Source organism: Pseudomonas sp. MDT1-17, from assembly GCF_054898105.1.
This window is the reverse complement of record NZ_JBUBVM010000001.1, coordinates 1529694-1555576: the sequence shown is the minus strand read 5'-3', so window position 1 is coordinate 1555576 and position 25883 is coordinate 1529694. Positions and strand designations below refer to the sequence as shown.

Annotated in this window: 29 protein-coding genes; 13 read left to right on the top strand and 16 right to left on the bottom strand. The window is 59.3% G+C overall.

Features of this window, described 5'->3' with window-relative positions; translation table 11 throughout:
- Window positions 1-133 precede the first annotated feature (133 nt).
- From ACYZTX_RS06965 to ACYZTX_RS06955, 3 genes are read right to left on the bottom strand one after another with little or no spacing between them, the layout of a single operon-like run.
- Window positions 134-757, bottom strand: a complete 624-nt coding sequence (locus ACYZTX_RS06965) for an SOS response-associated peptidase (RefSeq protein ID WP_462033461.1) — start codon at window positions 755-757, stop codon at window positions 134-136.
- A gap of 35 nt (window positions 758-792) precedes the next feature.
- A complete protein-coding gene (locus ACYZTX_RS06960) occupies window positions 793-1053 on the bottom strand; it encodes a putative signal transducing protein (protein ID WP_401218953.1) in 261 nt (86 codons plus the stop codon).
- A gap of 9 nt (window positions 1054-1062) precedes the next feature.
- Window positions 1063-1245, bottom strand: coding sequence for a CPXCG motif-containing cysteine-rich protein (locus ACYZTX_RS06955; RefSeq protein WP_462033460.1), 183 nt, complete (start codon window positions 1243-1245; stop codon window positions 1063-1065).
- Between the two features lie 142 nt (window positions 1246-1387).
- Here ACYZTX_RS06955 and ACYZTX_RS06950 point away from each other — a divergent pair, with 142 nt between their 5' ends.
- Window positions 1388-2551, top strand: coding sequence for a 1-acyl-sn-glycerol-3-phosphate acyltransferase (locus ACYZTX_RS06950; RefSeq protein ID WP_462033459.1), 1164 nt, complete (start codon window positions 1388-1390; stop codon window positions 2549-2551).
- A 125-nt stretch (window positions 2552-2676) separates the two neighbouring features.
- Here ACYZTX_RS06950 and ACYZTX_RS06945 read toward each other — a convergent pair whose 3' ends face one another.
- Window positions 2677-2961 carry a hypothetical protein gene (locus ACYZTX_RS06945; protein WP_462033458.1) on the bottom strand — a complete coding sequence of 95 codons (285 nt, stop codon included), beginning with the start codon at window positions 2959-2961 and terminating at the stop codon, window positions 2677-2679.
- A gap of 192 nt (window positions 2962-3153) precedes the next feature.
- Here ACYZTX_RS06945 and ACYZTX_RS06940 point away from each other — a divergent pair, with 192 nt between their 5' ends.
- Window positions 3154-3360, top strand: a complete 207-nt coding sequence (locus ACYZTX_RS06940) for a hypothetical protein (RefSeq protein WP_414907573.1) — start codon at window positions 3154-3156, stop codon at window positions 3358-3360.
- Between the two features lie 190 nt (window positions 3361-3550).
- On the opposite strand, the gene ACYZTX_RS06935 is transcribed toward ACYZTX_RS06940, so the two are convergent.
- A complete protein-coding gene (locus ACYZTX_RS06935) occupies window positions 3551-4135 on the bottom strand; it encodes a YajG family lipoprotein (protein ID WP_462033457.1) in 585 nt (194 codons plus the stop codon).
- A 204-nt stretch (window positions 4136-4339) separates the two neighbouring features.
- Here ACYZTX_RS06935 and ACYZTX_RS06930 point away from each other — a divergent pair, with 204 nt between their 5' ends.
- Window positions 4340-4573 (top strand): hypothetical protein, encoded by a 234-nt coding sequence (locus ACYZTX_RS06930; protein WP_462033456.1) that lies wholly within the window; start codon window positions 4340-4342, stop codon window positions 4571-4573.
- Between the two features lie 738 nt (window positions 4574-5311).
- Window positions 5312-6820, top strand: coding sequence for a malate dehydrogenase (quinone) (gene mqo, locus ACYZTX_RS06925; protein WP_462033455.1), 1509 nt, complete (start codon window positions 5312-5314; stop codon window positions 6818-6820).
- A 156-nt stretch (window positions 6821-6976) separates the two neighbouring features.
- On the opposite strand, the gene ACYZTX_RS06920 is transcribed toward mqo, so the two are convergent.
- The 3 genes from ACYZTX_RS06920 to ACYZTX_RS06910 all read right to left on the bottom strand — a co-directional run bounded on the left by ACYZTX_RS06920 (window position 6977) and on the right by ACYZTX_RS06910 (window position 8551).
- A complete protein-coding gene (locus ACYZTX_RS06920; protein WP_008153397.1) occupies window positions 6977-7264 on the bottom strand; it encodes a PA4642 family protein in 288 nt (95 codons plus the stop codon).
- Window positions 7265-7327: 63 nt separating this feature from the next.
- Entirely contained in the window at window positions 7328-7813 is a 486-nt protein-coding gene (locus tag ACYZTX_RS06915; RefSeq protein ID WP_449643073.1) for a hypothetical protein, read from the bottom strand.
- Between the two features lie 180 nt (window positions 7814-7993).
- A complete protein-coding gene (locus ACYZTX_RS06910; protein WP_462033454.1) occupies window positions 7994-8551 on the bottom strand; it encodes a hypoxanthine-guanine phosphoribosyltransferase in 558 nt (185 codons plus the stop codon).
- Between the two features lie 164 nt (window positions 8552-8715).
- Here ACYZTX_RS06910 and upp point away from each other — a divergent pair, with 164 nt between their 5' ends.
- Both upp and ACYZTX_RS06900 read left to right on the top strand, forming a co-directional pair.
- Complete coding sequence (upp, locus tag ACYZTX_RS06905; protein ID WP_462033453.1) at window positions 8716-9354, top strand: uracil phosphoribosyltransferase; 639 nt, start codon at window positions 8716-8718, stop codon at window positions 9352-9354.
- A gap of 2 nt (window positions 9355-9356) precedes the next feature.
- Entirely contained in the window at window positions 9357-10631 is a 1275-nt protein-coding gene (locus ACYZTX_RS06900; RefSeq protein WP_462033452.1) for a uracil-xanthine permease family protein, read from the top strand.
- A gap of 107 nt (window positions 10632-10738) precedes the next feature.
- On the opposite strand, the gene hemH is transcribed toward ACYZTX_RS06900, so the two are convergent.
- Window positions 10739-11764 (bottom strand): ferrochelatase, encoded by a 1026-nt coding sequence (hemH, locus tag ACYZTX_RS06895; protein ID WP_462033451.1) that lies wholly within the window; start codon window positions 11762-11764, stop codon window positions 10739-10741.
- A 13-nt stretch (window positions 11765-11777) separates the two neighbouring features.
- A complete protein-coding gene (locus ACYZTX_RS06890) occupies window positions 11778-12680 on the bottom strand; it encodes a TIGR01777 family oxidoreductase (RefSeq protein ID WP_462033450.1) in 903 nt (300 codons plus the stop codon).
- Between the two features lie 196 nt (window positions 12681-12876).
- Here ACYZTX_RS06890 and ACYZTX_RS06885 point away from each other — a divergent pair, with 196 nt between their 5' ends.
- The 6 genes from ACYZTX_RS06885 (at window position 12877) to ACYZTX_RS06860 (ending at window position 18556) form a co-directional block, all read left to right on the top strand.
- Window positions 12877-13863: an NAD(P)/FAD-dependent oxidoreductase gene (locus ACYZTX_RS06885; protein WP_462033449.1), complete on the top strand. Its 987-nt coding sequence runs from the start codon at window positions 12877-12879 to the stop codon at window positions 13861-13863.
- Window positions 13864-13995: 132 nt separating this feature from the next.
- Window positions 13996-14955 carry a YbgA family protein gene (locus tag ACYZTX_RS06880; protein ID WP_462033448.1) on the top strand — a complete coding sequence of 320 codons (960 nt, stop codon included), beginning with the start codon at window positions 13996-13998 and terminating at the stop codon, window positions 14953-14955.
- 10 nt (window positions 14956-14965) lie between these two features.
- Entirely contained in the window at window positions 14966-15907 is a 942-nt protein-coding gene (locus ACYZTX_RS06875) for a MerR family transcriptional regulator (RefSeq protein WP_462033447.1), read from the top strand.
- 28 nt (window positions 15908-15935) lie between these two features.
- Complete coding sequence (phrB, locus tag ACYZTX_RS06870) at window positions 15936-17381, top strand: deoxyribodipyrimidine photo-lyase (protein WP_462036998.1); 1446 nt, start codon at window positions 15936-15938, stop codon at window positions 17379-17381.
- Between the two features lie 13 nt (window positions 17382-17394).
- Window positions 17395-18174: an SDR family NAD(P)-dependent oxidoreductase gene (locus ACYZTX_RS06865; RefSeq protein WP_462033446.1), complete on the top strand. Its 780-nt coding sequence runs from the start codon at window positions 17395-17397 to the stop codon at window positions 18172-18174.
- A gap of 76 nt (window positions 18175-18250) precedes the next feature.
- Complete coding sequence (locus ACYZTX_RS06860; protein WP_462033445.1) at window positions 18251-18556, top strand: YkgJ family cysteine cluster protein; 306 nt, start codon at window positions 18251-18253, stop codon at window positions 18554-18556.
- A 56-nt stretch (window positions 18557-18612) separates the two neighbouring features.
- On the opposite strand, the gene ACYZTX_RS06855 is transcribed toward ACYZTX_RS06860, so the two are convergent.
- From ACYZTX_RS06855 to hemA, 6 genes are all read right to left on the bottom strand, one after another.
- Entirely contained in the window at window positions 18613-19131 is a 519-nt protein-coding gene (locus ACYZTX_RS06855; RefSeq protein WP_449643081.1) for an acyloxyacyl hydrolase, read from the bottom strand.
- Window positions 19132-19244: 113 nt separating this feature from the next.
- Window positions 19245-20036, bottom strand: coding sequence for a glutamate racemase (gene murI / locus ACYZTX_RS06850; protein WP_462033444.1), 792 nt, complete (start codon window positions 20034-20036; stop codon window positions 19245-19247).
- Complete coding sequence (locus ACYZTX_RS06845) at window positions 20029-20784, bottom strand: molybdopterin-synthase adenylyltransferase MoeB (RefSeq protein WP_462033443.1); 756 nt, start codon at window positions 20782-20784, stop codon at window positions 20029-20031. The genes murI and ACYZTX_RS06845 overlap by 8 nt, the downstream gene beginning before the upstream one ends.
- Window positions 20778-21608 (bottom strand): peptide chain release factor N(5)-glutamine methyltransferase, encoded by an 831-nt coding sequence (gene prmC, locus ACYZTX_RS06840; RefSeq protein WP_462033442.1) that lies wholly within the window; start codon window positions 21606-21608, stop codon window positions 20778-20780. The genes ACYZTX_RS06845 and prmC overlap by 7 nt, the downstream gene beginning before the upstream one ends.
- Window positions 21609-22691: a peptide chain release factor 1 gene (prfA, locus tag ACYZTX_RS06835; RefSeq protein WP_462033441.1), complete on the bottom strand. Its 1083-nt coding sequence runs from the start codon at window positions 22689-22691 to the stop codon at window positions 21609-21611.
- Complete coding sequence (gene hemA / locus ACYZTX_RS06830) at window positions 22688-23977, bottom strand: glutamyl-tRNA reductase (protein WP_461966114.1); 1290 nt, start codon at window positions 23975-23977, stop codon at window positions 22688-22690. The genes prfA and hemA overlap by 4 nt, the downstream gene beginning before the upstream one ends.
- 181 nt (window positions 23978-24158) lie before the next feature.
- Between hemA and ACYZTX_RS06825 the strand changes: the two genes are divergently transcribed.
- Window positions 24159-25883 (top strand): tetratricopeptide repeat protein, encoded by a 1725-nt coding sequence (locus ACYZTX_RS06825; RefSeq protein ID WP_462033440.1) that lies wholly within the window; start codon window positions 24159-24161, stop codon window positions 25881-25883.

Here is a 25883-nt window from a genome sequence, read left to right as displayed (position 1 = left end):
CATGCGGCGTATCCTAGGCGGTGAATTGTATAGGCGCCAGATACAACAAAGCTGTAGACGCATATTTCAGACAAAGCTCTCATGACCGTTAGAAAAAAAACATCTAGCAGCGCCCACCGCGATCATTACGCGATCAACCCGGAGTAAGACATTCCGGCCCATTCAGCTTCGGATCATTCACCAAATTCGCCAGCACCCGCTCGCGCAATGCAGCAGGTTCACTGGCGAGCAACGCCTGCAACGCATGCAATGGTGTTTCAGGATTCAGCCACGCCTGCTGCCCCACCGCATCGAGAATCAACGGCCGGCGCTGGCTCGCAGCCGGCTGCGTGATCACCGCCGTGCTCAGCCACACCTGTTCCTGCACCGGATACGCTTCCCAGATCGCTGCAAAGAACAGCGTCGAGCCCTCCCCCGGTGTCAGCCAATACGGTCGCTTGCGAGTCGTGCCACGCCACTCGTAAAAACCATTGGCCGGCAGCAGGCAGCGGCGTTCGCGCAGGGCCTGGCGAAACATCGGTTGTTCAGCGACGGTTTCGGCACGGGCATGGGCCGGGGTACGGGAAAGATCGGTCAGCCACGGCGGCGTCAACCCCCAACGCGCCCGGGCCAACTCGCGCTGACCGTCAACACTTGCACGCAGCATCAGCACCGAATCGTTGGGAGAAATATTCCACTGGGCCTGCTGATCGGCGGGGAAGCCAGGCAGGGACGCGAAGGCGGGGTTCCAGCGAAACAGGGCATAACGTCCACACATGGGGCAACACGACTCTAAATTAAACGAATGCCAGCCTAACAGACCAGCGTGCCGGGAAAGCTTTCCGGTTCGTCACCGGGCAGTGGCAGCGCGGCATTGTACGCGGTGATCAGCTCCCGGGCGTATTCGGCCTGGTCATTATCAACTGATAAACCCAGCAGGCCGAAGATCGGCAATTCGCCGGTGCCGCCGAGTAAATCACGCCCCACCAGATGCGCTTCGATACCCTCGCTGGCCAGCATGCCTTGCAGCAACTCACCTTCCATCAGGTTTTCCGGCTCGTAGATTCGCTGCATAGACGCCCCTCACTCATTTTCGCTGAACACTTCGAGATGCCATTCCTCTCCGTGAACCTGCAACACAAACCTTATCGGCCGACAGCACACCTGACAGTCCTCGATATAGGTCTGATCGCCCCCGGACAGATCCACAGTTGTCTCAACCTCCTCACCACAATACGGACATTCATACTGCGCAGTTTCCAGCATCGCGGTCTCCCAGGTGACTTGTGCGTATAATCGCCGGTCTATTTGCAGGGCCATTTTTGTCTGGCTACCGCTTCAGACCGTGCCCCGTTGGTTTTCGATCAAAACCTTTACTTACCCTAGCCGTTTCTAACAAGAGAGCATGATGGGCGAATTCGATGCCATCCGACCGTACGACGACAGCGAAGTCCCAGCGGTGCTGGACCGGCTGCTCGGCGACAAGGCGTTTCTAGACATCCTCATCCACTTCCGCTTCCCGCGCTTTGCCGGTGCTTTCGGCTGGGCACTCAAACCTCTTATAGCTCATCGGCTGCGCCGTGAGTTCGCCGGCGTCACCTCCGTGGCCACGTTGCAGGATAAAGTCGAGATGTACGTCGACCACACCATCGAGCGGGCCACGGACGGTGTGACGTACACCGGCGTCGAGCAGTTCAAGTCCGGCAGCGCCTACCTGTTCATCGCCAACCACCGCGACATCGTGATGGACCCGGCCTTCGTCAACTACGCCGTGTACCACGCCGGCCTGCCGACACCGCGCATCGCGATCGGCGACAACCTGCTGCAAAAGCCCTTCGTCAGCGATCTGATGCGCCTGAACAAGAGTTTCATCGTGCACCGCTCGATCACCGGTCGCCGCGAGAAGATGGCGGCGTATCAACTGCTGTCTGCCTACATCAACCACTCGATCCGCAACGATTGCGCCTCGATCTGGATCGCCCAGGCCGAAGGCCGGGCCAAGGACGGCGACGATCGCACCGAGTCGGCCATCCTCAAGATGTTCCACATGAGCCGCAAGGACGAACCGTTCGGCGAGGTCATCCGCTCGCTGAACGTCACCCCGGTGTCGATCAGCTACGAATATGACCCGTGCGATCAAGCCAAGGCTCGCGAGCTCTTTATCCGCGCCAACACTGGCAGCTACAGCAAAGTGCCGGGCGAGGACGACGTGAGCATCGCCAAGGGCATCACCGGCTACAAGGGCCGGGTCCACGTAAACTTCGCCTCGCCGATCACCGAGTTGTTCGACGACACCAAGCAATTGGCAATCGAGATGGACCGGCAGATCCTCGGCGGCTACCGCCTGTTCCCGGTGCACTACCTGGCCTATGCCCAATGGAAAGACGCCGACCCGCAATTGCAGGTGCCGAAAGCCGCCGAGGTGTTTGCGGCCGACGAACTGGCCAAGGCTCAGGAACAATGGCAGCAACGTCTTGACGCTTGCCCTGAGGAACATCGTCCGTTCCTGGTGCTGCAATACGCGACGCCGGTGCGCAATCAGTACCGCGTGAAAGCAGGGTTGCCGCTGTAAAGTTTTTTTGAAGCAAGATCAAAAGATCGCAGCCTCGTTTCACTCGACAGCCCCTACAGGGCGAACGCTATCCCCTGTAGGAGCTGTCGAGTGAAACGAGGCTGCGATCTTTTGCTTTTAGAGGTTCAAACCCGCGTGCTGATCCACGACACCAGTAGCGCCACCCCGAGGCAGGCAAAACCGAATCGATAGAAAAACCGGTTCATGCGCAACGTCGCGCCGTCCAGCATCAACGTCGGTTCATCGATACGACGGCTTTGGCTTTGCGCTTCGAGAATGGCCTGCGCGCGCTGTTCGCGACGACGAGTGGCATGCAGCAACCAGCCGCCGGGAAAGGCAACCAGCAAGGCCAACAGGTTGATCAACTTGGCGGGATGGTTGGTAAACAGCGAAATCAAATGCAACGACATCACGGACCTCGGCAAAACAGGTGTGACAGACGCCGAACCTACGGCCGCGGCGCGAATTCTACCGAAAGCCTGCCCAACTGCCCTGCCTTTGCGACAAATTACGAAACATCTGGCCAAATACTGCCCTGTGTCACGGCTCCGTCATCTGGATACGCCAGTCTGGCGCCCCTCGAAACCGACACGGATACCGTCATGCTGCACGCCGAAAACCAGGATCGCCTCTACCTCATCGCCCAGAGCGACGAACAACAAAACCTCGTTGGCAGCCTCGCCTTTAACGTTCAGGACCGCCATTGGCTGGTGTATTGCGCGTTGAGCGGGCATCAACATGCGGATTTGCCGGAGACGGATTTGTTGACTGGGGTGAGCATGCTGGATTTCTACTCCCAAGCCGCCTGACACCACAGATCCCTTGTGGGAGCGAGCCTGCTCGCGAAAGCGGTGTGTCAGTCACCTTCAATGCAGGATGTCAGAAAGCCTTCGCGAGCAGGCTCGCTCCCACAGTTGTTCTGTGTACGCCTGCTGAATCGGTGGGCATGAAAAAGCCCGGGGCCATTGCTGGCACCGGGCTTTTTGAATCTCGCGAAAGTTATTCGCCAAGAACCTGACCAATCGTCGGATCCTTGAACAACCGCGTCAACGCATCGCTCAACACATCACTGACCAGCTTGCTATTGGTCTCCTGGTTCGGCGCCATACCGAAACGCTGATCCAGGGACGCACCATACCGACCACTGTAACGACGATTGGCATTCTGCACATCGGAGCGGAACGTCGCGCCAATGGTCGCCTCAGTCACATACATGCCTTCTTTAGGCGACTGATACTTCAACTCCGCCAGCGTCACGGTCAACTGTGGAGCATTCAGTGCATTGGAGGTTGGGGTGAAGCCCAACAACCGCACGGCCGCCTCAGCCTGAGCCTGCAACTTCGGCAGGATCTGCGCGCCCTGCACGGTGATCGCGCTGGTCTCAGGGTACAGACCGCCACGGGTCCCCAGGGTTGGCGACGGACGACCGTCCACCACCCGCACCACAACCTGCTGGCCATGGCCAACCGGCGCCAGCTGAGTCGTCAGCTTGGGTTCCGGATTCAGTTGTTGCGGGCTGTGGGCGCAGCCGACCAGCGTCAAACTGGTCACAGTGATCAAACCGAACAACAGGCGTTGCAACATGCGCTTCTCTCCAGAATCAGGCACAAACAGGCCGGCAGTATAGCGGTGGGCCACTGTGGGTAACTAGCACCTCACAGTGAATACTGAAATCTCTGACAAACCCTTCAGACCGCGGTTCCTGTCACACATTTTTCACCTGCCTTTCACATGCACGTCACGACTGCCTGTCAAGTTCGTCGATAGTCACCCACAAGGTACTTCGCCATGCGCTATCTCACCTCGCTGTTCACCCCACGCCCCCTGCATCGCTGCTTCGCCCTGCTCGACCGCAACGGCCACTGCCAGGCTTTCAAACAGTGCAGCCTCCAGCCCATGGGCGATAGCTGGGTCGAAATCGAAGAAATCCGTCTCAATTGGTTGCATCATCCCCTGCCCCCTAGCGCCCGTGTCAGCCAGCGCCAGCCACGTGCGCGGGCTCATCAGTTGTTGACCAGCTGACCGAACGCCTAATAAAAGTCATTAAACACGACCATTTCCCTGCGTTTCTTCGCTACAATCTCCCCCCGATTATAAGGACGTCTCCTGATCGGGCCTCGCAGCATCGTCAATCCACTTGTATTGACACCCCGCACCGCCCACAGAGAGCCGCCCACACAGATCGAGTGAAGCTGGCGCGCTTGCTGTTCTTTAAGCAAAACCCCCACTTTTCGCGAATCTGCAGAGCTGTCATTACGCTCGGTCACTGAGCTGTTTGCCCGTTTTGCCTGTCATGTATTCCATGGCGGCAATCCATCCGGGCACGGTGCCAGGCTGGGGCAGCCCTTTTTTGAGGTTCACGTCTTCAAAAGAGCGTGAAAAAACGGGTTTTCACAACTTCACAAGAGTGTGGCGAGCAAATGAATAGTTTTGCGTCTGAATATGCACCATTAGCGTCTGAAACAGCCCAACGACACAGGACCGAGTATTCCTCGAACACCGGAGCCTGAAGCCTGTCCCCTACGGATTTGGTTGCACAAACGGATGTATCGACCATAAGTCGAATTGCCAGCGGCGCGTTGAAGTGAGTTCATGTAACTCTTTTAGACCCGGCCGGTAGCGTCCGTCGAAGTTGCGAAAAATTGCGAAGATTCGGACATGGCGATACTGCCATGGGTACTTGGGGCATCACTGACACGCCCCTGAACGCCTGGCAGCCATGCCGACAATTTGGTGCTGCAGATTTTGGAGACGCGTTAAATGGCGCATAACGAAGCAGTCGACGTAGTACTGGTTGGGGCCGGCATCATGAGTGCCACCCTCGCTGTACTGCTCAAAGAGCTCGACCCCGCGATCAAGCTGGAAGTCGTCGAGCTGATGGATTCCGGTGCCGCGGAGAGTTCGAATCCGTGGAACAACGCTGGTACCGGTCACGCCGGGTTGTGTGAACTCAACTACACGCCGCAGGCCGCCGACGGCACCGTCGACATCAAGAAAGCCGTGCACATCAACACCCAGTTCGAGGTGTCGAAGCAGTTCTGGTCCTATCTGACCAAGAAAAGCACATTCGGCTCGTGCAAGACGTTCATCAGCCCGGTGCCGCACCTGAGCTTCGTGCAGGGCGACAATGGCGTTTCCTTCCTCAAGGAACGCTTCAAGACGCTGAGCAAGCACCACGCCTTCTCGGACATGGAATACACCGAAGACAAGGCCACCATGGCCGAGTGGATGCCACTGATGATGCCTGGCCGGCCGGCCGACGAAGTCGTCGCCGCCACCCGCGTCCTGAACGGCACCGACGTCAACTTCGGCGCCTTGACCAATCAACTGCTCAAGCACCTGACCAGCGCACCCGATGCCCAGGTCAAGTACTGCAAGCGCGTGACCGGCCTCAAGCGTAACGGCAGCGGCTGGACCGTCAGCATCAAGGACGTCAACAGCGGCAACTCGCGTGACGTCGACGCGAAATTCGTGTTCCTCGGCGCCGGTGGCGCGGCACTGCCGCTGCTGCAAGCTTCGGGCATCGAAGAAAGCAAAGGCTTCGGCGGCTTCCCGATCAGTGGCCAGTGGCTGCGTTGCGACAACCCTGAAGTGGTCAAGCACCACCAGGCCAAGGTTTACAGCCAGGCGGCTGTGGGCTCGCCACCGATGTCGGTGCCGCACCTGGACACCCGCGTGGTCGACGGCAACAAGTCCCTGCTGTTCGGACCTTACGCCGGTTTCACCACCAAGTTCCTCAAGCACGGTTCGTTCATGGACCTGCCGATGTCGGTTCGCGCCGGCAACATCGGCCCGATGCTGGCCGTGGCCAAGAACAACATGGACCTGACCAAGTACCTGGTCAGCGAAGTGATGCAGTCGATGGAGCAGCGCCTGGAATCCCTGCGTCGCTTCTACCCTGAAGCGAAAGCCGAAGACTGGCGCCTGGAAGTGGCCGGCCAGCGGGTGCAGATCATCAAGAAAGACCCGAAAAAGGGCGGCATCCTGCAGTTCGGTACCGAGCTGGTCGCGGCCAAGGACGGCAGCCTTGCCGCCCTTCTCGGCGCTTCGCCAGGCGCGTCGGTGACCGTTTCGATCATGCTGGAACTGATCGAAAAGTGCTTCCCGAACAAAGCGTCTGGCGAGTGGGCTGCCAAGCTCGCGGAAATCTTCCCGGCTCGCGAAAAAGTTCTGGAAACCGATGCTGCGCTGTATCGCAAGCTCAATGTGCAGAACAACGTCGCGCTGGAACTGGTTGAAGCCAGCAACGAGACCGAAAGCTACGCTTGATTCGGCCGCATAAAAAACGCCCCGTTCTCATTGAGAGCGGGGCGTTTTTTTGTGCCGCTTAAAACTCGCAGCCTCGCTACGCTCGACAGCTCCTACAGGTGTAAGCGATCCATTTGTAGGAGCTGTCGAGCGTAGCGAGGCTGCGATCTGCTGATCTTAGCCGCGAGCCTTTTCGATCAGTTCGATGTACTCGGCCGCGTTGCGCTGATCCTTGATCAGGGCGACGAAGTCATTGCCGTGCTCATCCTTGCCGTCCAGATCCAGACCGGCTTCGACGAAGAACGTCAGAAAACGCCCGAAGTCATCGATGCGCAGGCCGCGATAGGCCTTGATCAGTTTGTGCAGCGACGGCGACGTGGCGTCGACCGGTTCGAAATCGAGGAACAGCTTGATCTGCTCATCGCCGATCTCGTCACCAATCACTTGCTTCTTATCTTTACGCATTGCCGACTCCAGCTCGCAGACATTTCACGGGGCGGGCAGTTTACCCCTCCCCGGGCACAGGGCTCAACGCGGACGAACGCTGCCGGTGTGCAGATCGGCCCAGATATGGCCGTTGGCGTAGCTGAGGAACTGGCAATACACCGTGTCATTGCGCAACAAGTCGATCACCACCCGGTACTGAGCCATCGGGTAAAAGAGCGTCAGGGTTTTGCTCTTGTCGTCGTAGATCGGCTTTTTCAGGCTTTTACTTTCGCCATCGAAGTTGACCAGCACCTGGGTGATGGTCGCGCCCTTGTTCAAGGATTTGCCCTTGAGACGGATCAGCAACGGTGAGGTCACCGGAATCGGCTGCTGGTTGGACTGCCGTTGACTACCGACCACCACCGAGTACTCGGTGACCTGCAACAGCTGTTGCTGCTCGGGTTCGGCGTCACGCAGGGTCAGGTCATCCGGGGGCAGAAACTGCGCGTGCATCGGCGCCGGAGCGGCAGCCAGAGGCAGGCTGAGGGTCAGCAACAGAGCGGCGCAGCTGCGGATCAAAAGGCTCATGACGGGCTCCGGAGGGCGGGGCCGAGCACTCTAGCATGGGTGTACGACAGTGGATCGGTGAACGCAGAACCATTGTGGGAGCGAGCCTGCTCGCGAAGGCGTCGTGTCAGTCAACATCAATGAAGCTGACACCCCGCTTTCGCGAGCAGGCTCGCTCCCACAGGAGATCGCCTGCTGGGATTACATGCCTTTAACGGCAAAAATCCCGTTGGCGTTACGCCAGTAGCCTTTGTAGTCCATGCCGTAACCGAAGATGTAACGGTCGATGCAGGGCAGGCCGACGAAATCGGCTTTCAGGTCCGGGCGAGCCTTGCGGTCGTGGTCCTTGTCGATCAGCACGGCGGTGTGCACTTTGCGGGCGCCCGCGTGTTTGCAGTAGTCGATGATCGCGCCCAGGGTGTGACCTTCATCGAGGATGTCGTCGATGATCAGCACGTCGCGGTCGAGGAACGAAACTTCCGGCTTGGCTTTCCAGAACAGGTCGCCGCCGCTGGTTTCGTTGCGATAACGGGTGGCGTGCAGGTAGGACGCTTCCAGCGGGAAGTTCAGATAGGTCAGCAGCTTGCCGGAGAAAATCAGCCCGCCGTTCATCACACAGAACACCACCGGATTGCTTTCCGCCATCTGATCGTTGATTTGTGCACCGACACGGGCGATGGCCGCCTCGACTTCAGCTTCGGTGTACAGGCAGTCAGCCTCTCGCATGATTTGACGGATATGCTCGAGATCAGCAGGCATGGCGCTCTCCAAGGGGGGACGGACTGAGGAAAAGCGGGCAAAGGTACGCATCCCTCACGGCCAGATCAAGCGTTTGTGGACTAACGTACTGTATGTCTATAGGACAACACCCTCGGATAGATTAATCTAGGCCGGTTTTTTTGCCCGCCGCCGGAGCCTTTCCCATGCCCATCCTCGAGATCCGCCATCCGCTGATCCGCCATAAACTCGGCCTGATGCGCCGCGCCGACATCAGCACAAAGAATTTCCGTGAGCTCGCTCAGGAAGTCGGTGCCCTGCTGACCTATGAAGCCACCAAAGACCTGCCGCTGGAATCCTACGACATCGAAGGCTGGTGCGGCACTGTGTCGGTCGAGAAAATCGCCGGCAAGAAAATTACGGTAGTACCGATCCTGCGCGCCGGCATCGGCATGCTCGAAGGCGTGCTGAGCCTGATCCCGGGCGCCAAAGTCAGCGCCGTCGGCGTGGCCCGCAACGAGCAAACCTTGCAGGCCCACACCTACCTGGAAAAACTGGTTCCGGAAATCAACGAACGCCTGGCGATGATCATCGACCCGATGCTCGCCACCGGCAGCTCCATGGTCGCCACCATCGACCTGCTGAAAAAAGCCGGTTGCCGGGATATCCGCGCGATGGTGCTGGTGGCTGCCCCTGAAGGCATCGCCGCAGTAGCGAAGGCTCACCCGGACGTGACCATCTACACCGCGTCCATTGACGAAAGACTCAACGAACACGGTTACATCATCCCTGGCCTGGGCGATGCCGGTGACAAGATCTTCGGTACCAAGCAGAAGGACGCTTGAGCATGCAGGAGGAGTTCAACGATCCGCTCTGGCGCACGGTGCTGTCGGGTGCGCAGATGCTGTTCGTGGCCTTCGGCGCCCTGGTGTTGATGCCGCTGATTACCGGTCTCGACCCGAACGTGGCGCTGTTCACCGCAGGCCTGGGGACAATTCTGTTCCAGATCATCACCGGGCGTCAGGTGCCGGTATTCCTGGCGTCGAGTTTTGCGTTCATCACGCCGATCATTCTCGCCAAGGGCCAGTTCGGTCTCGCGGCGACCATGGGCGGCGTGATGGCGGCGGGTTTCGTCTACACCTTCCTCGGCCTTGCGGTGAAGATCAAAGGCACCGGTTTCATTGACCGTCTGCTGCCACCGGTGGTGATTGGCCCGGTGATCATCTCCATCGGCCTGGCCATGGCGCCGATCGCCGCCAACATGGCGATGGGCAAGGCTGGCGACGGCACTGAGCTGATTCATTACCAAACGGCAATGTTGATCTCGATGCCAGCGCTGCTGACCACCCTGATCGTCGCGGTGTTCGGTAAAGGCATTTTCCGCCTGGTGCCCATTATCTCCGGCGTGCTGGTGGGTTTTGCGATGGCGTTCTATTTTGGCGTCGTTGATACCGCGAAAATTGCCGCCGCACCGTGGTTTGCCATCCCGCACTTCACCGCGCCGGAATTCAACTGGCAGGCGATTCTGTTCATCGTTCCGGTAGCGCTGGCCCCGGCCATCGAGCACATCGGCGGCGTGATTGCAGTCGGTAGCGTGACCGGTCGCGATTACCTGAAGAAACCCGGCCTGCACCGCACCCTGCTCGGCGATGGCATTGCCACCACCGCGGCGGGCCTGTTTGGCGGTCCACCCAACACCACCTACGCCGAAGTGACGGGCGCGGTGATGCTGACCAAGAACTACAACCCGAAGATCATGACCTGGGCGGCGATATTCGCCATCAGCCTGGCGTTCGTCGGCAAGTTCGGCGCGCTGCTGCAAAGTATTCCGGTACCGGTGATGGGCGGGATTCTGTGCCTGTTGTTCGGTTCAATCGCAGCGGTGGGGATGAACACGCTGATTCGCCACAAGATCGACCTGGGCGAAGCGCGCAATCTGGTGATTGTCTCGGTGACCCTAGTGTTCGGGATTGGCGGCGTGCTGGTCGGCACTGGCACAGGACCGGACGACTTCGGCCTCAAAGGCATCGCGTTGTGCGCGGTGACGGCGATTGCGCTGAACCTGTTGCTGCCGGGTAATGACAGCTGGAAGCACAAGAAGGCGAATGAGTCATTGCTGTAATGACTTGAGATCTTTGCTGCCAGTTAGATTGCTTTCGCGAGCAGGCTCGCTCCCACAGGTTTTGTTGTGGGAGCGAGCCGGCTCCGGGCGGCGATCCGACGAAGCTTTTAAAGGGCCAACGGGGCCCTTTCGCACAAAGTGTTCAACGCCTTTGCCCACTGCGGGTCATCGTTGAGACACGGCACCAGCACCAACTCCTCCCCTCCTGCTTCGCGGAACTGCTCCAGCCCGCGATCACCGATTTCTTCCAGCGTCTCAATACAATCGGCGACAAACGCCGGGCACATCACCAGCACTTTCCTCACGCCCATTCCAGCCAACTCATCGAGGCGCGCTTCGGTGTAGGGTTCGATCCATTTGGCTCGACCCAGTCGCGACTGAAATGACACCGACCACTTGCCGTCGGGCAAGCCCAGACGTTTGGCAAACTCGGACGCCGTACGCAGGCATTGGGCGCGGTAGCAGGTCGCCAATACTTCTGGCGAAGCGTTCTGACAGCAACTGTCGCTTTTAAAGCAATGGTGCCCGGTAGGGTCGATCTTGGTCAGGTGCCGTTCAGGCAAACCGTGAAAACTCAGCAGCAGGTGATCGTGATCCTGTTCCAAATGCGGTTTGGCACTGGCCACCAACGCATCGAGGTATTCCGGCTGATCGTAGAACGGCTGCAGAATCGAAAACTGCACATCCAGATTCTTCTCGCGCACCACTCGCTTGGCTTCTTCGATCACCGTGGTCACGGTGCTGTCGGCGAACTGTGGATAAAGCGGTGCGAGAGTGACTCTCTTGTGACCCTGGGCCGCCAGGCGCACCAGCGTCGATTCAATGGACGGTTCACCGTAACGCATCGCCAACTCCACCGGACCGTGGGCCCAGTGGGCTGTCATGGCCTGTTGCAGGCGACGGCCGAGCACCACCAACGGCGAGCCCTCCTCCCACCAGATCGAGGCGTAGGCGTGGGCTGACTGCTCCGGGCGCTTGAACAGGATCAGCGACACCAGCAAACGCCGCACCGGCCATGGCAGGTCGATCACATACGGGTCCATCAAAAATTGATTGAGGTAACTGCGCACATCCGCCACAGAGGTGGAGGCCGGTGAGCCCAGATTGACCAGAAGCAATGCGTGATCAGTCATGCAACGTCCTATTTCAAAGGCGGCTGGAAAGGTCGTCCAGGGCCGCGCGTAAATCAGTGAACTGGAATGTGAAACCCGCTTCCAGCAAGCGATCCGGTACTGCCTTCTGGCCGCCCAGCAACAGCAATGACAACTCGCCCAGACACACCTTTAAAGCCAGGGCCGGCATGGGCATGAACGTCGGACGGTGCAGCACGCTGCCCAACGTCTTGGCAAACTCGCGATTGCGCACCGGCTTGGGCGCGCAGGCATTATAAGGACCGCTGGCGTCTTTCTGATGCAGAAGAAAATCAATCAGGGCGATTTGATCGTTGATATGGATCCACGGCATCCACTGCCGGCCATTGCCGATAGGCCCGCCCAGCCCCAGCTTGAACGGCAGCAACAGCCGCGACAAAAAGCCGCCCTCGGCCGACAACACCAGCCCGGTACGAATAAGGATCACGCGGATGCCCAAGGCTTCGGCACGCTGGGCGGTTTCCTCCCACGCGATGCACAGCTGGCTGGCGAAATCATCGATGACCGGTGGAGATTTCTCGGTCAATTCCCGCTCGCCCCCGTCGCCGTACCAACCGATCGCAGACCCCGAAATCAACACCTGTGGTTTTTGCTCGCGTGCTTCGAGCCAGGCCAGCAGCGTTTCGGTCAGGGCAATTCGGCTACTCCACAACAGCGCTTTGCGTTTGGTTGTCCAGGGCCGATCGGCAATCGGGGCGCCCGCCAGATTTACAATCGCATCGAGCGGCTCCGGGCCGAGGTCTTCAAGCCGGGCAACAGCACGCACTTGGGCACCGCAGATGTTCGCGACTTTTTCAGGCGTTCGACTCCAGACCGTCAGACGATGTCCCTGACTCAACCAGTGTCGGCAAAGCTGACGTCCTATCAAACCAGTACCGCCGGTCAGCAATATGTGCATGACTTCTTCCTCGCGTGGCGTTTTACCTTGATCACTAGTCTATTTTTATAAGCAGGGATCTTTGGTATCGGGCAGGCTCTATGTTTAACCATAGGCCAAGCTGTCAGAACGAGAACGCTAAAAGTTATACCAAAAAACAATATTGTACAGGTTTAAACCACGGCGTAGTCTGTACAGAAAGGTAAACGAGGCCCCTATGACTGTACCTATCGCAATCATCGGCACCGGCATCGCCGGGCTCTCCGCCGCCCAAGCCCTGACAGAGGTCGGGCATGTCGTTCAACTTTTCGATAAAAGCCGTGGCAGCGGTGGACGCATGTCGAGCAATCGCAGCGATGCGGGTGCTCTGGACTTGGGCGCGCAATATTTCACCGCCCGCGATCGCCGCTTCGTCACTGAAGTCCAGCGTTGGCAAGCCAACGGATGGGTCGCTGAGTGGACGCCGCAGCTCTACACCTACCACGGTGGCCAGCTCAACCTGTCGCCGGACGAGCAAACACGTTGGGTTGGCACGCCGCGCATGAGCGCCATTACCCGCGGCTTGCTCGGTGACCTCGAAGTGCATTTCGCCTGCCGGATCACCGAAGTCTATCGTGGTGAAGAACACTGGCATTTGCAGGATGCCGAAGGCTTCACCCACGGGCCGTTCAGTCATGTGGTGATCGCCACGCCGGCGCCACAAGCGACTGCACTGCTGGCCTCGGCACCGAAACTCGCCGGTGCCGCCGCCGGGGTGAAAATGGACCCGACCTGGGCTGTCGCGCTGGCGTTCGAGACACCGCTGGATACGCCCATGGAAGGCTGCTTCGTACAGGACAGTCCGCTCGACTGGCTGGCTCGCAACCGCAGCAAACCAGGACGGGACAATACGCTGGACACTTGGGTCCTGCACGCCACCAGCGCCTGGAGTCGGCAACATATCGACCTGTCCAAAGAAGCCGTGATCGAGCAACTGCACGGTGCATTTGCCGAGCTGCTGCACAGTGCCATGCCCGCCCCGACCTTCAGTCTCGCCCACCGCTGGCTATACGCCCGACCCGCCAGCAGCCATGAATGGGGAGCCCTGGCCGATGCCGATCTGGGCTTGTATGTGTGTGGCGACTGGTGCTTGTCCGGCCGTGTCGAAGGCGCGTGGCTCAGCGGCCAGGAAGCTGCCCGCCGCTTGCATGCGCATCTGCAGTGAGCGCATCAATCCGGTAGGCGTGCGACGGAAAAAGCCTGTACAAACTATTTGACTTGTACACCTTTGAATCTATGATGAAACCATGTTGTACAGAATCAACACTCTGTACAGGTTTAGACTCGAGGTGCTCCGATGCCCCACGTCCCTGTGAAACCGAAAATCGCCATCAGCGCCTGCCTGATGGGCGCAGAAGTGCGTTACAACGGCGGGCACAAGGAATCGCGGCTGTGCAGTCGCACCCTCACTGACTATTTCGATTTCGTCCCGGTTTGCCCCGAAGTCGCCATCGGCCTCGGCATTCCTCGAGAGCCGATCCGACTGGTTGGCGATCCTGAACATCCCGAGGCTGTCGGCACCGTCACTCCTGAGCTCAATGTCACCCGGCCACTGGCCGGGTACGGTCAGAAAATGGCCGCGGAACTGGCCGATATCTGCGGCTACATCTTCATGCAGAAATCCCCGTCATGCGGCCTGGATCGGGTCAAGGTCTACCACGCCAACGGCGCGCCGGTTGACGGTGGTGGCCGCGGCATCTACGCCCAGGCGTTCTGCGCACTGCATCCGGCTTTACCGGTGGAAGAAGACGGCCGGCTCAACGACCCGGTACTGCGAGAAAACTTCCTCACCCGCGTATTCGCCTACAGCGCCTGGCAGCAGTTGTTGCGTGAAGGCCTGACTCGCCGTGCGCTCACGGACTTTCACTCGCGTTACAAATACCTGCTGATGGCCCACAACCCGGTGCAATACAAAACCCTGGGTATCCTGCTGGGCAACATGGGCCAGACCGACCCGAATGAACTCGGCCCACGCTATTTCAGCGAGCTGATGGCGGCCTTGAAAAAATGCGCCACGCGCCGCACCCACACCAACGTCTTGCAACACATCAGTGGCTATCTCAAACAGACGATCAGCCCTGAAGACAAACAGGAAATGCAGCACATCATTGGCCAGTACCGCCACGGTATCGTGCCGCTGGTGGTGCCGTTGACGCTGCTCAAACACTACTTCCGTCAACACCCGGATCCGTACATTGCGCAACAGGTTTACCTGCAACCGCATCCGGAAAATCTCAGTCTGCGGAACGCGATCTGATGGCAATCTAATGAAAAGCCCACTCGATACCAGCGCCAGCGAAGACCTCGGCGACGACTTTAAAAAGGCTCTGGATGAAGGCTGGCTGCCGATCCGTGAAGTGGCCCGGCAGACCGGCGTCAACGCCGTCACCCTGCGCGCCTGGGAACGGCGTTATGGCCTGATCGTGCCGCAACGCACGCCCAAAGGCCATCGGCTGTTCTCGGCCGAACACGTTCAACGCATTCTGACGATCCTCACCTGGCTCAACCGTGGCGTGGCCGTCAGCCAGGTCAAGCAACTGCTCGACACCCCGCAGGCCTTTACCGAATCCGTCGAAAACGATTGGCAAGTGCTGTGCAACACGCTGCTGCAAGCCGTCACTCAACTGAACGAACGCACCCTCGATGACACCGTCAATCAGGCCATGGCGCTGTATCCACCGCGTACCTTGTGCGCACAACTACTGATGCCGTTGCTGGCTGAACTGGAGCAACGCTGGCAAGGCCAATTCGGCGCGCAGATGGAACGGGTGTTTTTTTACTCCTGGTTACGCAGCAAATTTGGCGCACGCATCTACCATAACAACCGTCAGTTACGTACCGCGCCATTGTTGTTGATCAATCACTCGGACCTGCCACTGGAGCCTCACCTGTGGCTCACCGCCTGGCTGATCAGCAGCGCCGATTGCCCGGTGGAGGTTTTCGACTGGCCTCTCCCCGCCGGCGAACTCGCGCTGGCGGTCGATCACCTGCAAGCCCGCGGCGTACTGCTGTATTCCAGCAAAGCCATGAATCTTTCGCAGCTGTCAAAACTTTTGAATGGTGTCAGTTGCCCAAAAATGATTGCCGGCCCTACGGTATGCATCCACCACGCCGAGTTGTCCGCACGAACGTTCAAGATCACTGACTTGCTCCTGGCTGAAGATCCGTTATCAGCTCATCAGGACCTGGTTCAGCGCGGGTTTATTTAATGGCGAATTTTTAATGAATCACACCACCCTGCAATTGATCTGGTTGCGCAGCGACTTGCGCCTACACGACAACACCGCCCTCTCGGCCGCCGCAGCCCGCGGCCCCACCGTGGCGGTGTACCTGCTGAGCCCGGAACAATGGCGGGAGCACGATGACGCGCCGTGCAAAGTGGATTTCTGGCTGCGCAACCTGAACGCGTTAAACCGCGCATTGGGCGAGCGGAATATTCCCCTTTTGATCCGTAAGGCACCTCACTGGGATGAAGCACCCAAGGTCCTGCTCGATCTTTGCCAGCAGTTGAACATCGACACGGTACACGTCAACGAGGAATACGGCATTCATGAAAGTCGTCGTGACGCAGCCGTGGCCGAAACGCTGAAAGCCAATGGCATCGACTTTTATAGCTACCTTGATCAACTGCTGTTCAAACCGGGCACCGTGCTGACCAAGACGGGCACTTACTTTCAAGTGTTCAGCCAGTTCCGCAAGGTGTGCTATGACCGTTTGCGCGGGTCGTTACCGAAGCTGATTTCAGCACCCGCCGTGCAGGCGCCGCTGTCGATCAGCAGTGACAAAATCCCATCGAACGTTGAGGGTTTCGCAACGCCCAGCGACAGCTTGCGCAGTCTTTGGCCTGCGGGTGAAGACGAAGCTCGACGCCGTCTTGACACCTTCGCCGATGCCCAGATCGACTACTACAAAAACGAACGCGACTTCCCGGCCAAACCCGGCACCAGTCAGCTGTCGGCCTATCTCGCCGCCGGCATAATCTCCCCCCGTCAGTGCCTGCACGCCGCGCTGCAAAGCAATCAGGGCGAGTTCGAAAGCGGCAAGGTCGGCGCCGTCACCTGGATCAACGAATTGCTGTGGCGCGAGTTCTACAAACACATTCTGGTGGGTTACCCACGGGTCTCCCGTCACCGCGCGTTCCGCCCGGAAACCGAAGCCCTGGCCTGGCGCGACGCACCGGACGAACTCGCGGCCTGGCAGGAGGCTCGCACCGGATTGCCGATTATCGACGCGGCGATGCGCCAATTGCTCGAAACCGGCTGGATGCACAACCGCCTGCGCATGGTGGTGGCAATGTTCCTGACCAAGAACCTGCTGATCGACTGGCGTGAAGGCGAGCGTTTTTTCATGCGTCATCTGATCGATGGCGACCTGGCGGCGAACAACGGTGGCTGGCAGTGGAGTTCTTCCACCGGCACCGATTCGGCGCCTTACTTCCGGATTTTCAACCCGCTGAGCCAGTCGGAGAAATTCGACAGCGAAGGGCTGTTCATCAAGCACTGGCTGCCGGAATTGGCCGGGCTGAACAAGAAGGACGTGCACAACCCGGCGAACGTCGGCGGTTTGTTCGGCGCGGTGGATTATCCATCGCCGATCGTTAATCTGAGCACCTCTCGCCAGCGGGCGCTGGCCGCGTTCAAGAACCTGCCATCGCGACAAAATGCCGGGCGATTACCTGGATGAAAAGGAGAATGGGATGAGTTTTACACCTCCACGGCGATACTGGTTGACTGGCGCCAGCAACGGCATTGGTGCCTCGCTGGCCGAAGAAATACTGAAAACCGGTGCTCACCTCGCGGTGAGTTCTCGCTCGGTGGCACCCCTCAAAGTCTTGTCCCTGCGGTATCCGGGGCAAGTGTTGGTGGTGGCCGGCGACCTGACCAACAGCCAGACCGTGCGAGAAATCGGCGAGCAAATTGCGCAGTTCTGGGGAACGCTGGACACGGTGATCCTCAACGCCGGCACCTGCGAATACGTCGACGCTCAGCAGCTCGATGCCTCGATCGTCGAGCACGTGGTGCGCACCAACCTGCTTGCCAGCACCTATTGCATCGAGGCCGCCCTGCCACTCTTACGCGCCGGCACCGCGCCGCATCTGGTGGGCGTCGCCAGTTCGGTAACCTACCTTGCGCTGCCGCGGGCCGAGGCCCATGGTGCCTCAAAGCCCGGGTTGCGTTACCTGTTCGAATCGGTGCGCATTGATCTTGCACCGGTAGGCATCGAAGTCACCGTGGTCAACCCTGGATTTGTCGAGACACCGCTAACAGCGAAAAACGTCCCCCTGCCACTCAGCTGGCCAGCGGACAAAGCAGCGCGGCACATTTTTGCCGAACTCAAGAACCGTCCGCCGGAGATAGCCTTTCCGGCGTTGTTCATGGCCAATCTCTGGCCACTGCCGAAAATACCCAACCGGGGGAAACTGGCGATCGGTAAACGCAGGGAGCGCAGCAATCCGCCGATCATGGATCGGCCGTAACAATCGCAGGCATGGGATCGCCCTCGTCCGTCAGGCCTTTCACACAGCCCCGGCCCACTGCCTTACACTGCGTGCCATGAAAACCATTCCCCACACGCAAATCGCCGAGCCTGCGGTCACTTGCTCGACCTGCGCAGCTTGCTGCTGTCAGCTCGAAGTCATGCTGATCACCGACACAGGCGTGCCCGAACGTTTTATCGATACCGATGACTGGGGTGGGGAAGTGATGTTGCGTCTGGATGACGGTTGGTGTGCTGCGCTGGATCGCAACAGCATGATGTGCACCATCTATGAAAAGCGCCCGCTGATCTGCAGGGAGTTCGAGATGGGAGCGCCTGAATGCATCGAAGAACGCATGGGGATTACCACGGCGTATCGCTGAAGTCGAAGTCACCCTGGCCCCTGTGGGAGCGAGCTCGCTCCCACAAGGCTTCGCGTTTACAACGGCATCGTGTAATGCAGCGCGTAGCTTTCTACACCATTGTTCGGGCTGCTGAGCCCGGCATTGGAATAGTGCGTCGCACGAATCCCGACTTCATGTCCGCCCGCAAAGCGCAGACCAAACCCGAACCGGTCTTCAAACTGAAAGGCGCTGCCGAGTTGGTTGTTTTCGACTTCGGTATTGGCGAACACCGCCACACCAACTCCCAACTCCACATAGGGTTTGACAGTTTGACCGGCAAACTCGTAAACCAGCACCGGCGAGAACGACAGGCTGTGGTTGCTGGAAGTCTTGTCACCTTCCCAGTAGGTGTAGGCACCGCTCCAGTAACCGGTCAAGCGACCGACATCACTCTGCAACCAGCTCTTGTCCCAATCGAATTGCATGCCCAGTCGATAGGTCATGGTCGACTCGCTGGTCTGACCGACCGCGAACTCCACGCCTGCCGCCTGAGCGGTAAAACTGTGCCCCATTAGTGCGGCCGCAATCGCGGCCAAGCAGAATAGTCGCTTCATTAGAAACATCCTTTTCCAAACGATTTCGTATGGTTTTTTTGTTGCTTAACGCTATAGAAGTCGACGCTTAATCAGAAGTTCACCCCAATTACTCGTTTGCCCCAGGCTTTAACTTACCCTTTGAAGCTTTGCACAACGCCAGTGGTATTCCACAGTATCGGCAAGATATTTTTGAAATGTTCCGGATCCGAACTCGTCCAGAACGCTGCGGCACGAGCAGGCCCTTCGGCGAGCAATTCACGCTCGGTCAACAGACGCTGAAGTTGCCGCGCTACAGCGGCGCCAGTGTCGATCAGGCTGATGTCTTCAGGGATCATCTGCTTAAGCAACGGCTTTAGGAAGGGGTAATGCGTGCAGCCTAGAATTATTGTGTCGCACCCGGCGCCGAGCAGCGGTTCGACATACCTGGCAAGCAACTGGCGCAGTGCAGGACTGTGCAGATCGCCGTTTTCAATCAGCTCCACCAGGCCGGGGCACGGCTGAGTGAGGACCCGCACATCGGTGGCGAAACGGTCGAGCAACGCGGCGAACTTGGCACTTTGCAAGGTGCCGGTGGTGGCGAGTACGCCGACCACTCCGCTGCGGGTGGCGGCAGCGGCCGGCTTGACCGCCGGCTCCATGCCGACGATGGGCCACTCGGGATAGTCGCGCCGCAAGTCTGCAACGCCAGCGACAGTCGCCGTGTTACAGGCCAGCACCAAAGCCTTGGCGCCTTGCTGTTGAAAAAAACCGGCCATCACACTGCAACGATGACGGATGAATTCCGGGGTTTTCTCGCCGTAGGGAATATTCCCGCAATCGGCGACGTACAACAGTGACTCGTTGGGCAGCAAACGCTGGATCTCGGCCAGCACCGAAAGCCCACCGACGCCGGAGTCGAACACGCCAATCGGCGCTTCACGCATGCGTCGAACCACAGACGCTGCAGCCCGGATCACGCTTGACCCGCAATTCGCGAAAGCGCGTGCCCAAGGCATCGATCAACAACAGACGCCCCACCAGGGGCTCGCCGAAACCCACCAGCATTTTCATGGCTTCCAGCGCCTGGAGGCTGCCGACCAGCCCGACCAAAGGGCCCACGACGCCAGCTTCGCTGCACGTCAGTTCGGCTTCGCTGCCGTGACCATATAAACAGTGGTAGCACGGACTCTCTGGACGACGCGGATCGAACACCGACAACTGCCCTTCCAGCCGAATCGCCGCGCCACTGACCAGAGGTTTGCGGCCGGCGACACACGCAGCGTTGACCGCTTCTCGGGTGGAGAAATTATCGGAACAGTCCAGCACCAGATCCACCGCGGCCACGGCGGCAGCCAGGGAGTCTTCGTCCAGCGCGGTGCGATGGGCGATCAGCTGAATCTCGGGATTGATCGCGCTCAGCCGGCGAATGGCCGAGTCGACCTTGCTCAGGCCGACGCTGTCGGTGTCGTGAACAATCTGGCGTTGCAGATTGGTCAGGTCGACGGTGTCGAAGTCCGCCAAATGCAACTCGCCGACGCCGGCCGCTGCCAGATACAGCGCGACAGGGGAGCCGAGACCGCCGAGACCGACGATCAACACGCGGCTTTCTTTCAGTCGCAACTGGCCGTCGATGTCGACGTGCTGCAACAGAATCTGCCGACTGTAGCGCAACAATTCCTGATCATTCAGCACGGCAGGCGCCCCAGGCTGATACGTTCGTGACCGCCCAGATCGGTGCGGCTGTGGACTTCTTCAAAGCCGCGGGCCAGTAGCAAATCGCGTACTGCGCTGGCTTGATCGTAACCGTGTTCGAGCATCAACCAACCGCCCGTTTCAAGGTAATCCGGCGCCTGGGCGACGATCAGACGCAGATCGTCGAGCCCGTCGACGCCGGCCACCAAGGCACTGGCCGGCTCGAAGCGCACATCACCTTCCACCAGATGCGGGTCGGCGGACGCGATGTAAGGCGGGTTGCTGATGATCAACTGAAAACGCTGACCTTCCAGGGCACTGAACCAATGGCTGCTCAGCACGGTGGCGTTGTTCAGGTGCAGGCGCTGGCGATTGCGCTCGGCCAAAGCCACGGCTTCGAGCACGCGATCCACGGCGGTTACGGTCCAGGCCGGACGCTCGCTGGCCAGGGCCAGGGCAATGGCGCCGCTGCCGGTGCCGAGATCGAGGACCTTGGCAGGTGTGGCTGGCAGGCGCTCAAGTGCCACCTCCACCAACAGCTCGGTGTCCGGGCGCGGGATTAGCGTGTGTGGCGCAACTTCCAGATCAAGCTTCCAGAAACCTTGCTGGCCGAGGATGTAAGCCACCGGCTCACCGCCACGACGGCGTTGCAGGTACTCGGCAAATTTCAGCGCCGCGTCGCTCGGAACGATGCGTTCGGGCCAGGTGTGCAGAAAACTGCGGGACTTGCCCAGCGCAGCGGCCAGCAACAATTCGGCATCCAGGCGCGCGGAGGGCGAATCCGGCAAGTCGGCGGCGCGTAACAAACTGGCAATGATCGTCATTTACTCACCTATCGCTGCCAATTGGTCAGCCTGGTATTCGGCCAGCAACGGTTCGATCACTGCATCGACACCACCTGCAAGGATTTCGTCGAGGGAATACAGCGTCAGGTTGACCCGGTGGTCGGTGACCCGGCCCTGGGCAAAGTTGTAGGTGCGGATCCGCTCGGAGCGATCGCCCGAGCCCACCAGCAATTTACGCTCGCTGGCGATGGCATTGGCGGCGGCGCTGGTCTGCTGGTCATTGAGCTTGGCCGACAGCCAGGACATCGCCCGCGCGCGGTTCTTGTGCTGGGAACGTTCTTCCTGGCACTCGACGACGATACCGGAGGGCAAGTGCGTGATGCGGATCGCCGAGTCGGTCTTGTTGACGTGCTGACCGCCGGCACCGGAGGATTTATAGGTATCGATACGCAAGTCCGAAGGGTTGATCTCGATCGCTTCCTGCTCGTCCGGCTCGGGCAACACCGCCACAGTGCAGGCCGAGGTGTGGATGCGACCCTGTGATTCAGTGGCCGGAACCCGTTGCACGCGATGGGCACCGGATTCGAACTTCAACTTGCCGTAGACACTGTCGCCTTCGACCCGGGCGATGACTTCTTTATAGCCGCCGTGCTCGCCGATGTTCTCCGAGAGGATCTCCACCCGCCAGCCACGCCGCTCGGCGTAACGCGAATACATGCGGAACAGGTCGCCAGAGAAAATCGCCGCCTCGTCACCGCCGGTGCCGGCGCGGATTTCGAGGAACACGTTGCGCCCGTCATTCGGATCCTTGGGTAGCAGCATGCGTTGCAGGTTGGCTTCGATGTCGATCAGTTGCTCTTTGGCTTCGCGGACTTCTTCCACGGCCATTTCGCGCATGTCCGGGTCGCTGTCCTTGAGCAGCGCCTGGGCGCCTTCAAGGTCGCTTTGCACTTTGAGCAACTGTTTATAGGCATCGACAATCGGCTCGACTTCCGCGTATTCCTTGGAATAGCTGCGGAATTTGTTCTGATCGGAAATGACTTCGCCGTCGCCAAGCAAGGCGGTCAGTTCCTCGAAACGGTCCTGGAGGATGTCCAGCTTATTGAGCAGTGACGCTTTCATTGCGGTTTCTTATCCGAAAAGCTATCCGATGAGCCCTCATTCAGGGCAAAGAGTTCCTGGGCCATGGCCAGCGCATCAAGGCGACCTTCGGCAGAGAGCTTTTTCAACTGCACGCTCGGTGCGTGCAGGAGTTTGTTGGTCAGGCCCCGCGCCAGTTGCACTAGCACGTCTTCGGCGCTGCTGCCGTTGGCCAGCATGCGCTGGGCCTTCTGCAATTCTTCGTCGCGCATGCGCTCGCTTTGTTGGCGATAGGCCTTGAGCACATCCACCGCCGCCAGTTCACGCAGGCGGACCATGAAATCTTCGGCACCGATCGAGACCATCTCTTCTGCCGCTTGGGCTGCACCCTGGCGGCTCTTGAGGTTCTCGGCGACCACTTCGTGGAGATCGTCGACGCTATACAGGTAAACGTCGTCCAGTTCGCCGACTTCCGGTTCGATATCCCGGGGGACGGCAATGTCTACCATGAAGATCGGCTTGTGCTTGCGCAGTTTCAAGGCGCTTTCCACCGCGCCCTTGCCAAGGATCGGCAACTGGCTGGCGGTGGAGCTGATAACGATGTCACTGCGCACAAGTTCGGCCGGGATCTCCGAGAGCAACACCGCATGAGCGCCGAACTGCTCCGCCAGAATGCTCGCGCGCTCCAGGGTGCGGTTGGCGACCACGATGCGCTTCACACCCAATTCGTGCAGATGGCGGGCGACCAGGGTAATGGTCTCACCGGCGCCGATCAGCAAGGCCTGACTGCGTTGCAGGTCACTGAAAATCTGTTTCGCCAGGCTGACCGCGGCAAACGCCACGGACACCGGGTTCTCGCCGATGGCGGTGTCGGTGCGCACCTGTTTGGCCGCATTGAACGTCGCCTGGAACAACCGCCCTAGCAACGGACCGATGGTGCCGGCTTCGCGGGCCACGGCGTAAGCCGATTTCATCTGACCGAGAATCTGCGGTTCGCCCAACACCAGCGAATCGAGCCCGGAGGCCACCCGCATCATGTGACGAACTGCCGCATCATCTTCGTGCACATAAGCGCTCGCGCGCAGCTCTTCGAGGCTCAAATGATGATAATCGGCCAGCCAGCGCAGCACGACGTCAGCCGAAAGGTGATCCTGTTCTATATACAGTTCACTGCGATTGCAGGTGGAAAGGATCGCAGCTTCGCGGCTGTCGGTGAGTCGGCAGAGCTGCTGCAAAGCCTCCACCAGCTGCTCAGGGGTAAAGGCCACGCGCTCGCGGACGTCTACTGAAGCAGTCTTGTGGTTAATACCGAGTGCAAGGAAGGCCATTCAAGGTCGCTGATGGTGACGTGAAGCCGGCAATTGTCCTACTTCGACAGAGCCAGAACAACTACCGCTGACTATTGTCCCCATGACCTGCCCCTATAAAGGCATCACTGAGACTCGGTTATGTTTGGCCGAAGGCTTGTGTCATGATGATCCGACCGCAGGTTAGTCGTCCTCTTCCTATATGAATAGATCTTTCGCGTTGCTCCTCGCTTTTGTCTTCCTCAGCGGCTGCCAGGCCTTGGCACCCGTTTCGTCGGACGGTACGCCGCCGGTCGAAGACAGCACCCCGGCCCCTGAAAAGCCCAAGGTTTACAGCTCATTCAGTGAAGAAACCGTCTTCAGCCTGCTGAGCGCCGAACTGGCTGGCCAGCGCAATCGTTTCGACATTGCCCTGGACAACTATGTCACCCAGGCGATTAACACCCAGGATCCGGGCATCTCCGAACGGGCATTCCGCATCGCCGAGTATCTGGGCGCCGATCAGGCTGCCCTGGATACCGCGCTGATCTGGGCGAAAAATGCCCCGGACGACCTCGAGGCGCAACGGGCCGCTGCCGTGCAACTGGCTCGCGCCGGGCGTTATGACGACTCCATGGTCTATATGGAGAAAGTGCTGCTAGGCAAGGGCGACACGCATTTCGACTTCCTCGCCCTGTCTGCGGCCGATACCGACCAGGACACGCGCAACGGTTTGATGACAAGTTTTGACCGATTGTTGCAGCGCCACCCGAACAACAGTCAGCTTATTTTCGGCAAGGCCCTGCTGATGCAACAGGACGGCGACGCCAAAGGCGCGCTGACGTTGCTGGAAGACAATCCACCGGACGACGGCGAAATCGCTCCGATCCTGCTGCGCGCACGCTTGCTGCAAACGCTCAACCGTGGCGACGAAGCATTGCCGCTGCTGCAAAAAAGCATCAAGAAGTACCCGGACGACAAACGCCTGCGCCTGACTTACGCGCGCATGCTGGTTGAACAGGACCGCATGGACGATGCCAAAGTCGAGTTCTCGAGCCTGGTTCAGCAATACCCGGAAGACGACGAACTGCGTTACTCCCTGGCGCTGGTCTGCCTGGAAGCCAAGGCCTGGGATGAGGCCAAGGGCTATCTGGAAGACCTGATCGCCCGTGAAAGCCACGTCGATTCGGCGCACCTGAACCTCGGTCGTATCGCGGAAGAACGCAACGACCCCCAAGGCGCGCTGATCGAGTACGCTCGGGTCGGCCCGGGCAACGATTACCTGCCGGCGCAATTGCGTCAGGCCGATATTCTGATGAACAACGGCAAGACCGCCGAAGCCCAAAGCCGTCTGGCGGCGGAGCGCGACGAGCAGCCCGATTACGCCATTCAGTTGTATTTGATCGAAGCCGAAACCTTGTCCGCCAATAAACAGCCCGACAAGGCCTGGAATGTATTGCAGCAAGGCTTGCAGAAGTATCCCGACGATCTGAATCTGCTGTACACCCGCGCCATGCAAGCGGAAAAACGCAATGACCTGGCGCAGATGGAAAAAGACCTGCGGCTCATCATCAAGCGCGACCCTGACAACGCGATGGCGTTGAACGCCCTCGGCTATACCCTGTCCGACCGTACGACGCGCTACGCCGAAGCCAAGGCCTTGATCGAACAGGCGCACCAGATCAATCCGGAAGACCCGGCGGTTCTCGACAGCCTCGGCTGGGTGAACTTCCGCATGGGCAATCTCGACGAAGCCGAACGCCTGCTGCGCAAGGCACTGGAGCGCTTCCCCGATCAGGAAGTCGCCGCGCATCTGGGCGAAGTCCTGTGGGCCAATGGCAAGCAACGCGAAGCCAGGCAAATCTGGGACAAGTTCCTCAAGGAGCAACCCGAAAGCCCTATCCTGCGCAGCACCATCAAGCGCCTGACCGGATCAGAGACTCTTTAA

What these genes read in the sequence shown, in the direction of transcription:
- ACYZTX_RS06910 (WP_462033454.1), bottom strand. Translation starts at nt 8,551, where the DNA reads ATGCCTGCTGATCTCGAGCATATCCGTCAAATCATGCGAGAGGCTGAC.
- hemA (WP_461966114.1), bottom strand. Translation starts at nt 23,977, where the DNA reads ATGGCCTTCCTTGCACTCGGTATTAACCACAAGACTGCTTCAGTAGAC.
- ACYZTX_RS06940 (WP_414907573.1), top strand. Translation starts at nt 3,154, where the DNA reads ATGCTGCACGCCGAAAACCAGGATCGCCTCTACCTCATCGCCCAGAGC.
- mqo (WP_462033455.1), top strand. Translation starts at nt 5,312, where the DNA reads ATGGCGCATAACGAAGCAGTCGACGTAGTACTGGTTGGGGCCGGCATC.
- ACYZTX_RS06890 (WP_462033450.1), bottom strand. Translation starts at nt 12,680, where the DNA reads ATGCACATATTGCTGACCGGCGGTACTGGTTTGATAGGACGTCAGCTT.
- ACYZTX_RS06945 (WP_462033458.1), bottom strand. Translation starts at nt 2,961, where the DNA reads ATGTCGTTGCATTTGATTTCGCTGTTTACCAACCATCCCGCCAAGTTG.
- ACYZTX_RS06880 (WP_462033448.1), top strand. Translation starts at nt 13,996, where the DNA reads ATGCCCCACGTCCCTGTGAAACCGAAAATCGCCATCAGCGCCTGCCTG.
- hemH (WP_462033451.1), bottom strand. Translation starts at nt 11,764, where the DNA reads ATGACTGATCACGCATTGCTTCTGGTCAATCTGGGCTCACCGGCCTCC.
- prmC (WP_462033442.1), bottom strand. Translation starts at nt 21,608, where the DNA reads ATGACGATCATTGCCAGTTTGTTACGCGCCGCCGACTTGCCGGATTCG.
- ACYZTX_RS06825 (WP_462033440.1), top strand. Translation starts at nt 24,159, where the DNA reads ATGAATAGATCTTTCGCGTTGCTCCTCGCTTTTGTCTTCCTCAGCGGC.
- ACYZTX_RS06920 (WP_008153397.1), bottom strand. Translation starts at nt 7,264, where the DNA reads ATGCGTAAAGATAAGAAGCAAGTGATTGGTGACGAGATCGGCGATGAG.
- ACYZTX_RS06930 (WP_462033456.1), top strand. Translation starts at nt 4,340, where the DNA reads ATGCGCTATCTCACCTCGCTGTTCACCCCACGCCCCCTGCATCGCTGC.
- prfA (WP_462033441.1), bottom strand. Translation starts at nt 22,691, where the DNA reads ATGAAAGCGTCACTGCTCAATAAGCTGGACATCCTCCAGGACCGTTTC.
- ACYZTX_RS06960 (WP_401218953.1), bottom strand. Translation starts at nt 1,053, where the DNA reads ATGCAGCGAATCTACGAGCCGGAAAACCTGATGGAAGGTGAGTTGCTG.
- murI (WP_462033444.1), bottom strand. Translation starts at nt 20,036, where the DNA reads ATGCGTGAAGCGCCGATTGGCGTGTTCGACTCCGGCGTCGGTGGGCTT.
- ACYZTX_RS06875 (WP_462033447.1), top strand. Translation starts at nt 14,966, where the DNA reads ATGAAAAGCCCACTCGATACCAGCGCCAGCGAAGACCTCGGCGACGAC.
- ACYZTX_RS06955 (WP_462033460.1), bottom strand. Translation starts at nt 1,245, where the DNA reads ATGCTGGAAACTGCGCAGTATGAATGTCCGTATTGTGGTGAGGAGGTT.
- ACYZTX_RS06865 (WP_462033446.1), top strand. Translation starts at nt 17,395, where the DNA reads ATGAGTTTTACACCTCCACGGCGATACTGGTTGACTGGCGCCAGCAAC.
- ACYZTX_RS06965 (WP_462033461.1), bottom strand. Translation starts at nt 757, where the DNA reads ATGTGTGGACGTTATGCCCTGTTTCGCTGGAACCCCGCCTTCGCGTCC.
- ACYZTX_RS06900 (WP_462033452.1), top strand. Translation starts at nt 9,357, where the DNA reads ATGCAGGAGGAGTTCAACGATCCGCTCTGGCGCACGGTGCTGTCGGGT.
- ACYZTX_RS06885 (WP_462033449.1), top strand. Translation starts at nt 12,877, where the DNA reads ATGACTGTACCTATCGCAATCATCGGCACCGGCATCGCCGGGCTCTCC.
- ACYZTX_RS06950 (WP_462033459.1), top strand. Translation starts at nt 1,388, where the DNA reads ATGGGCGAATTCGATGCCATCCGACCGTACGACGACAGCGAAGTCCCA.
- ACYZTX_RS06935 (WP_462033457.1), bottom strand. Translation starts at nt 4,135, where the DNA reads ATGTTGCAACGCCTGTTGTTCGGTTTGATCACTGTGACCAGTTTGACG.
- ACYZTX_RS06855 (WP_449643081.1), bottom strand. Translation starts at nt 19,131, where the DNA reads ATGAAGCGACTATTCTGCTTGGCCGCGATTGCGGCCGCACTAATGGGG.
- ACYZTX_RS06915 (WP_449643073.1), bottom strand. Translation starts at nt 7,813, where the DNA reads ATGAGCCTTTTGATCCGCAGCTGCGCCGCTCTGTTGCTGACCCTCAGC.
- ACYZTX_RS06860 (WP_462033445.1), top strand. Translation starts at nt 18,251, where the DNA reads ATGAAAACCATTCCCCACACGCAAATCGCCGAGCCTGCGGTCACTTGC.
- upp (WP_462033453.1), top strand. Translation starts at nt 8,716, where the DNA reads ATGCCCATCCTCGAGATCCGCCATCCGCTGATCCGCCATAAACTCGGC.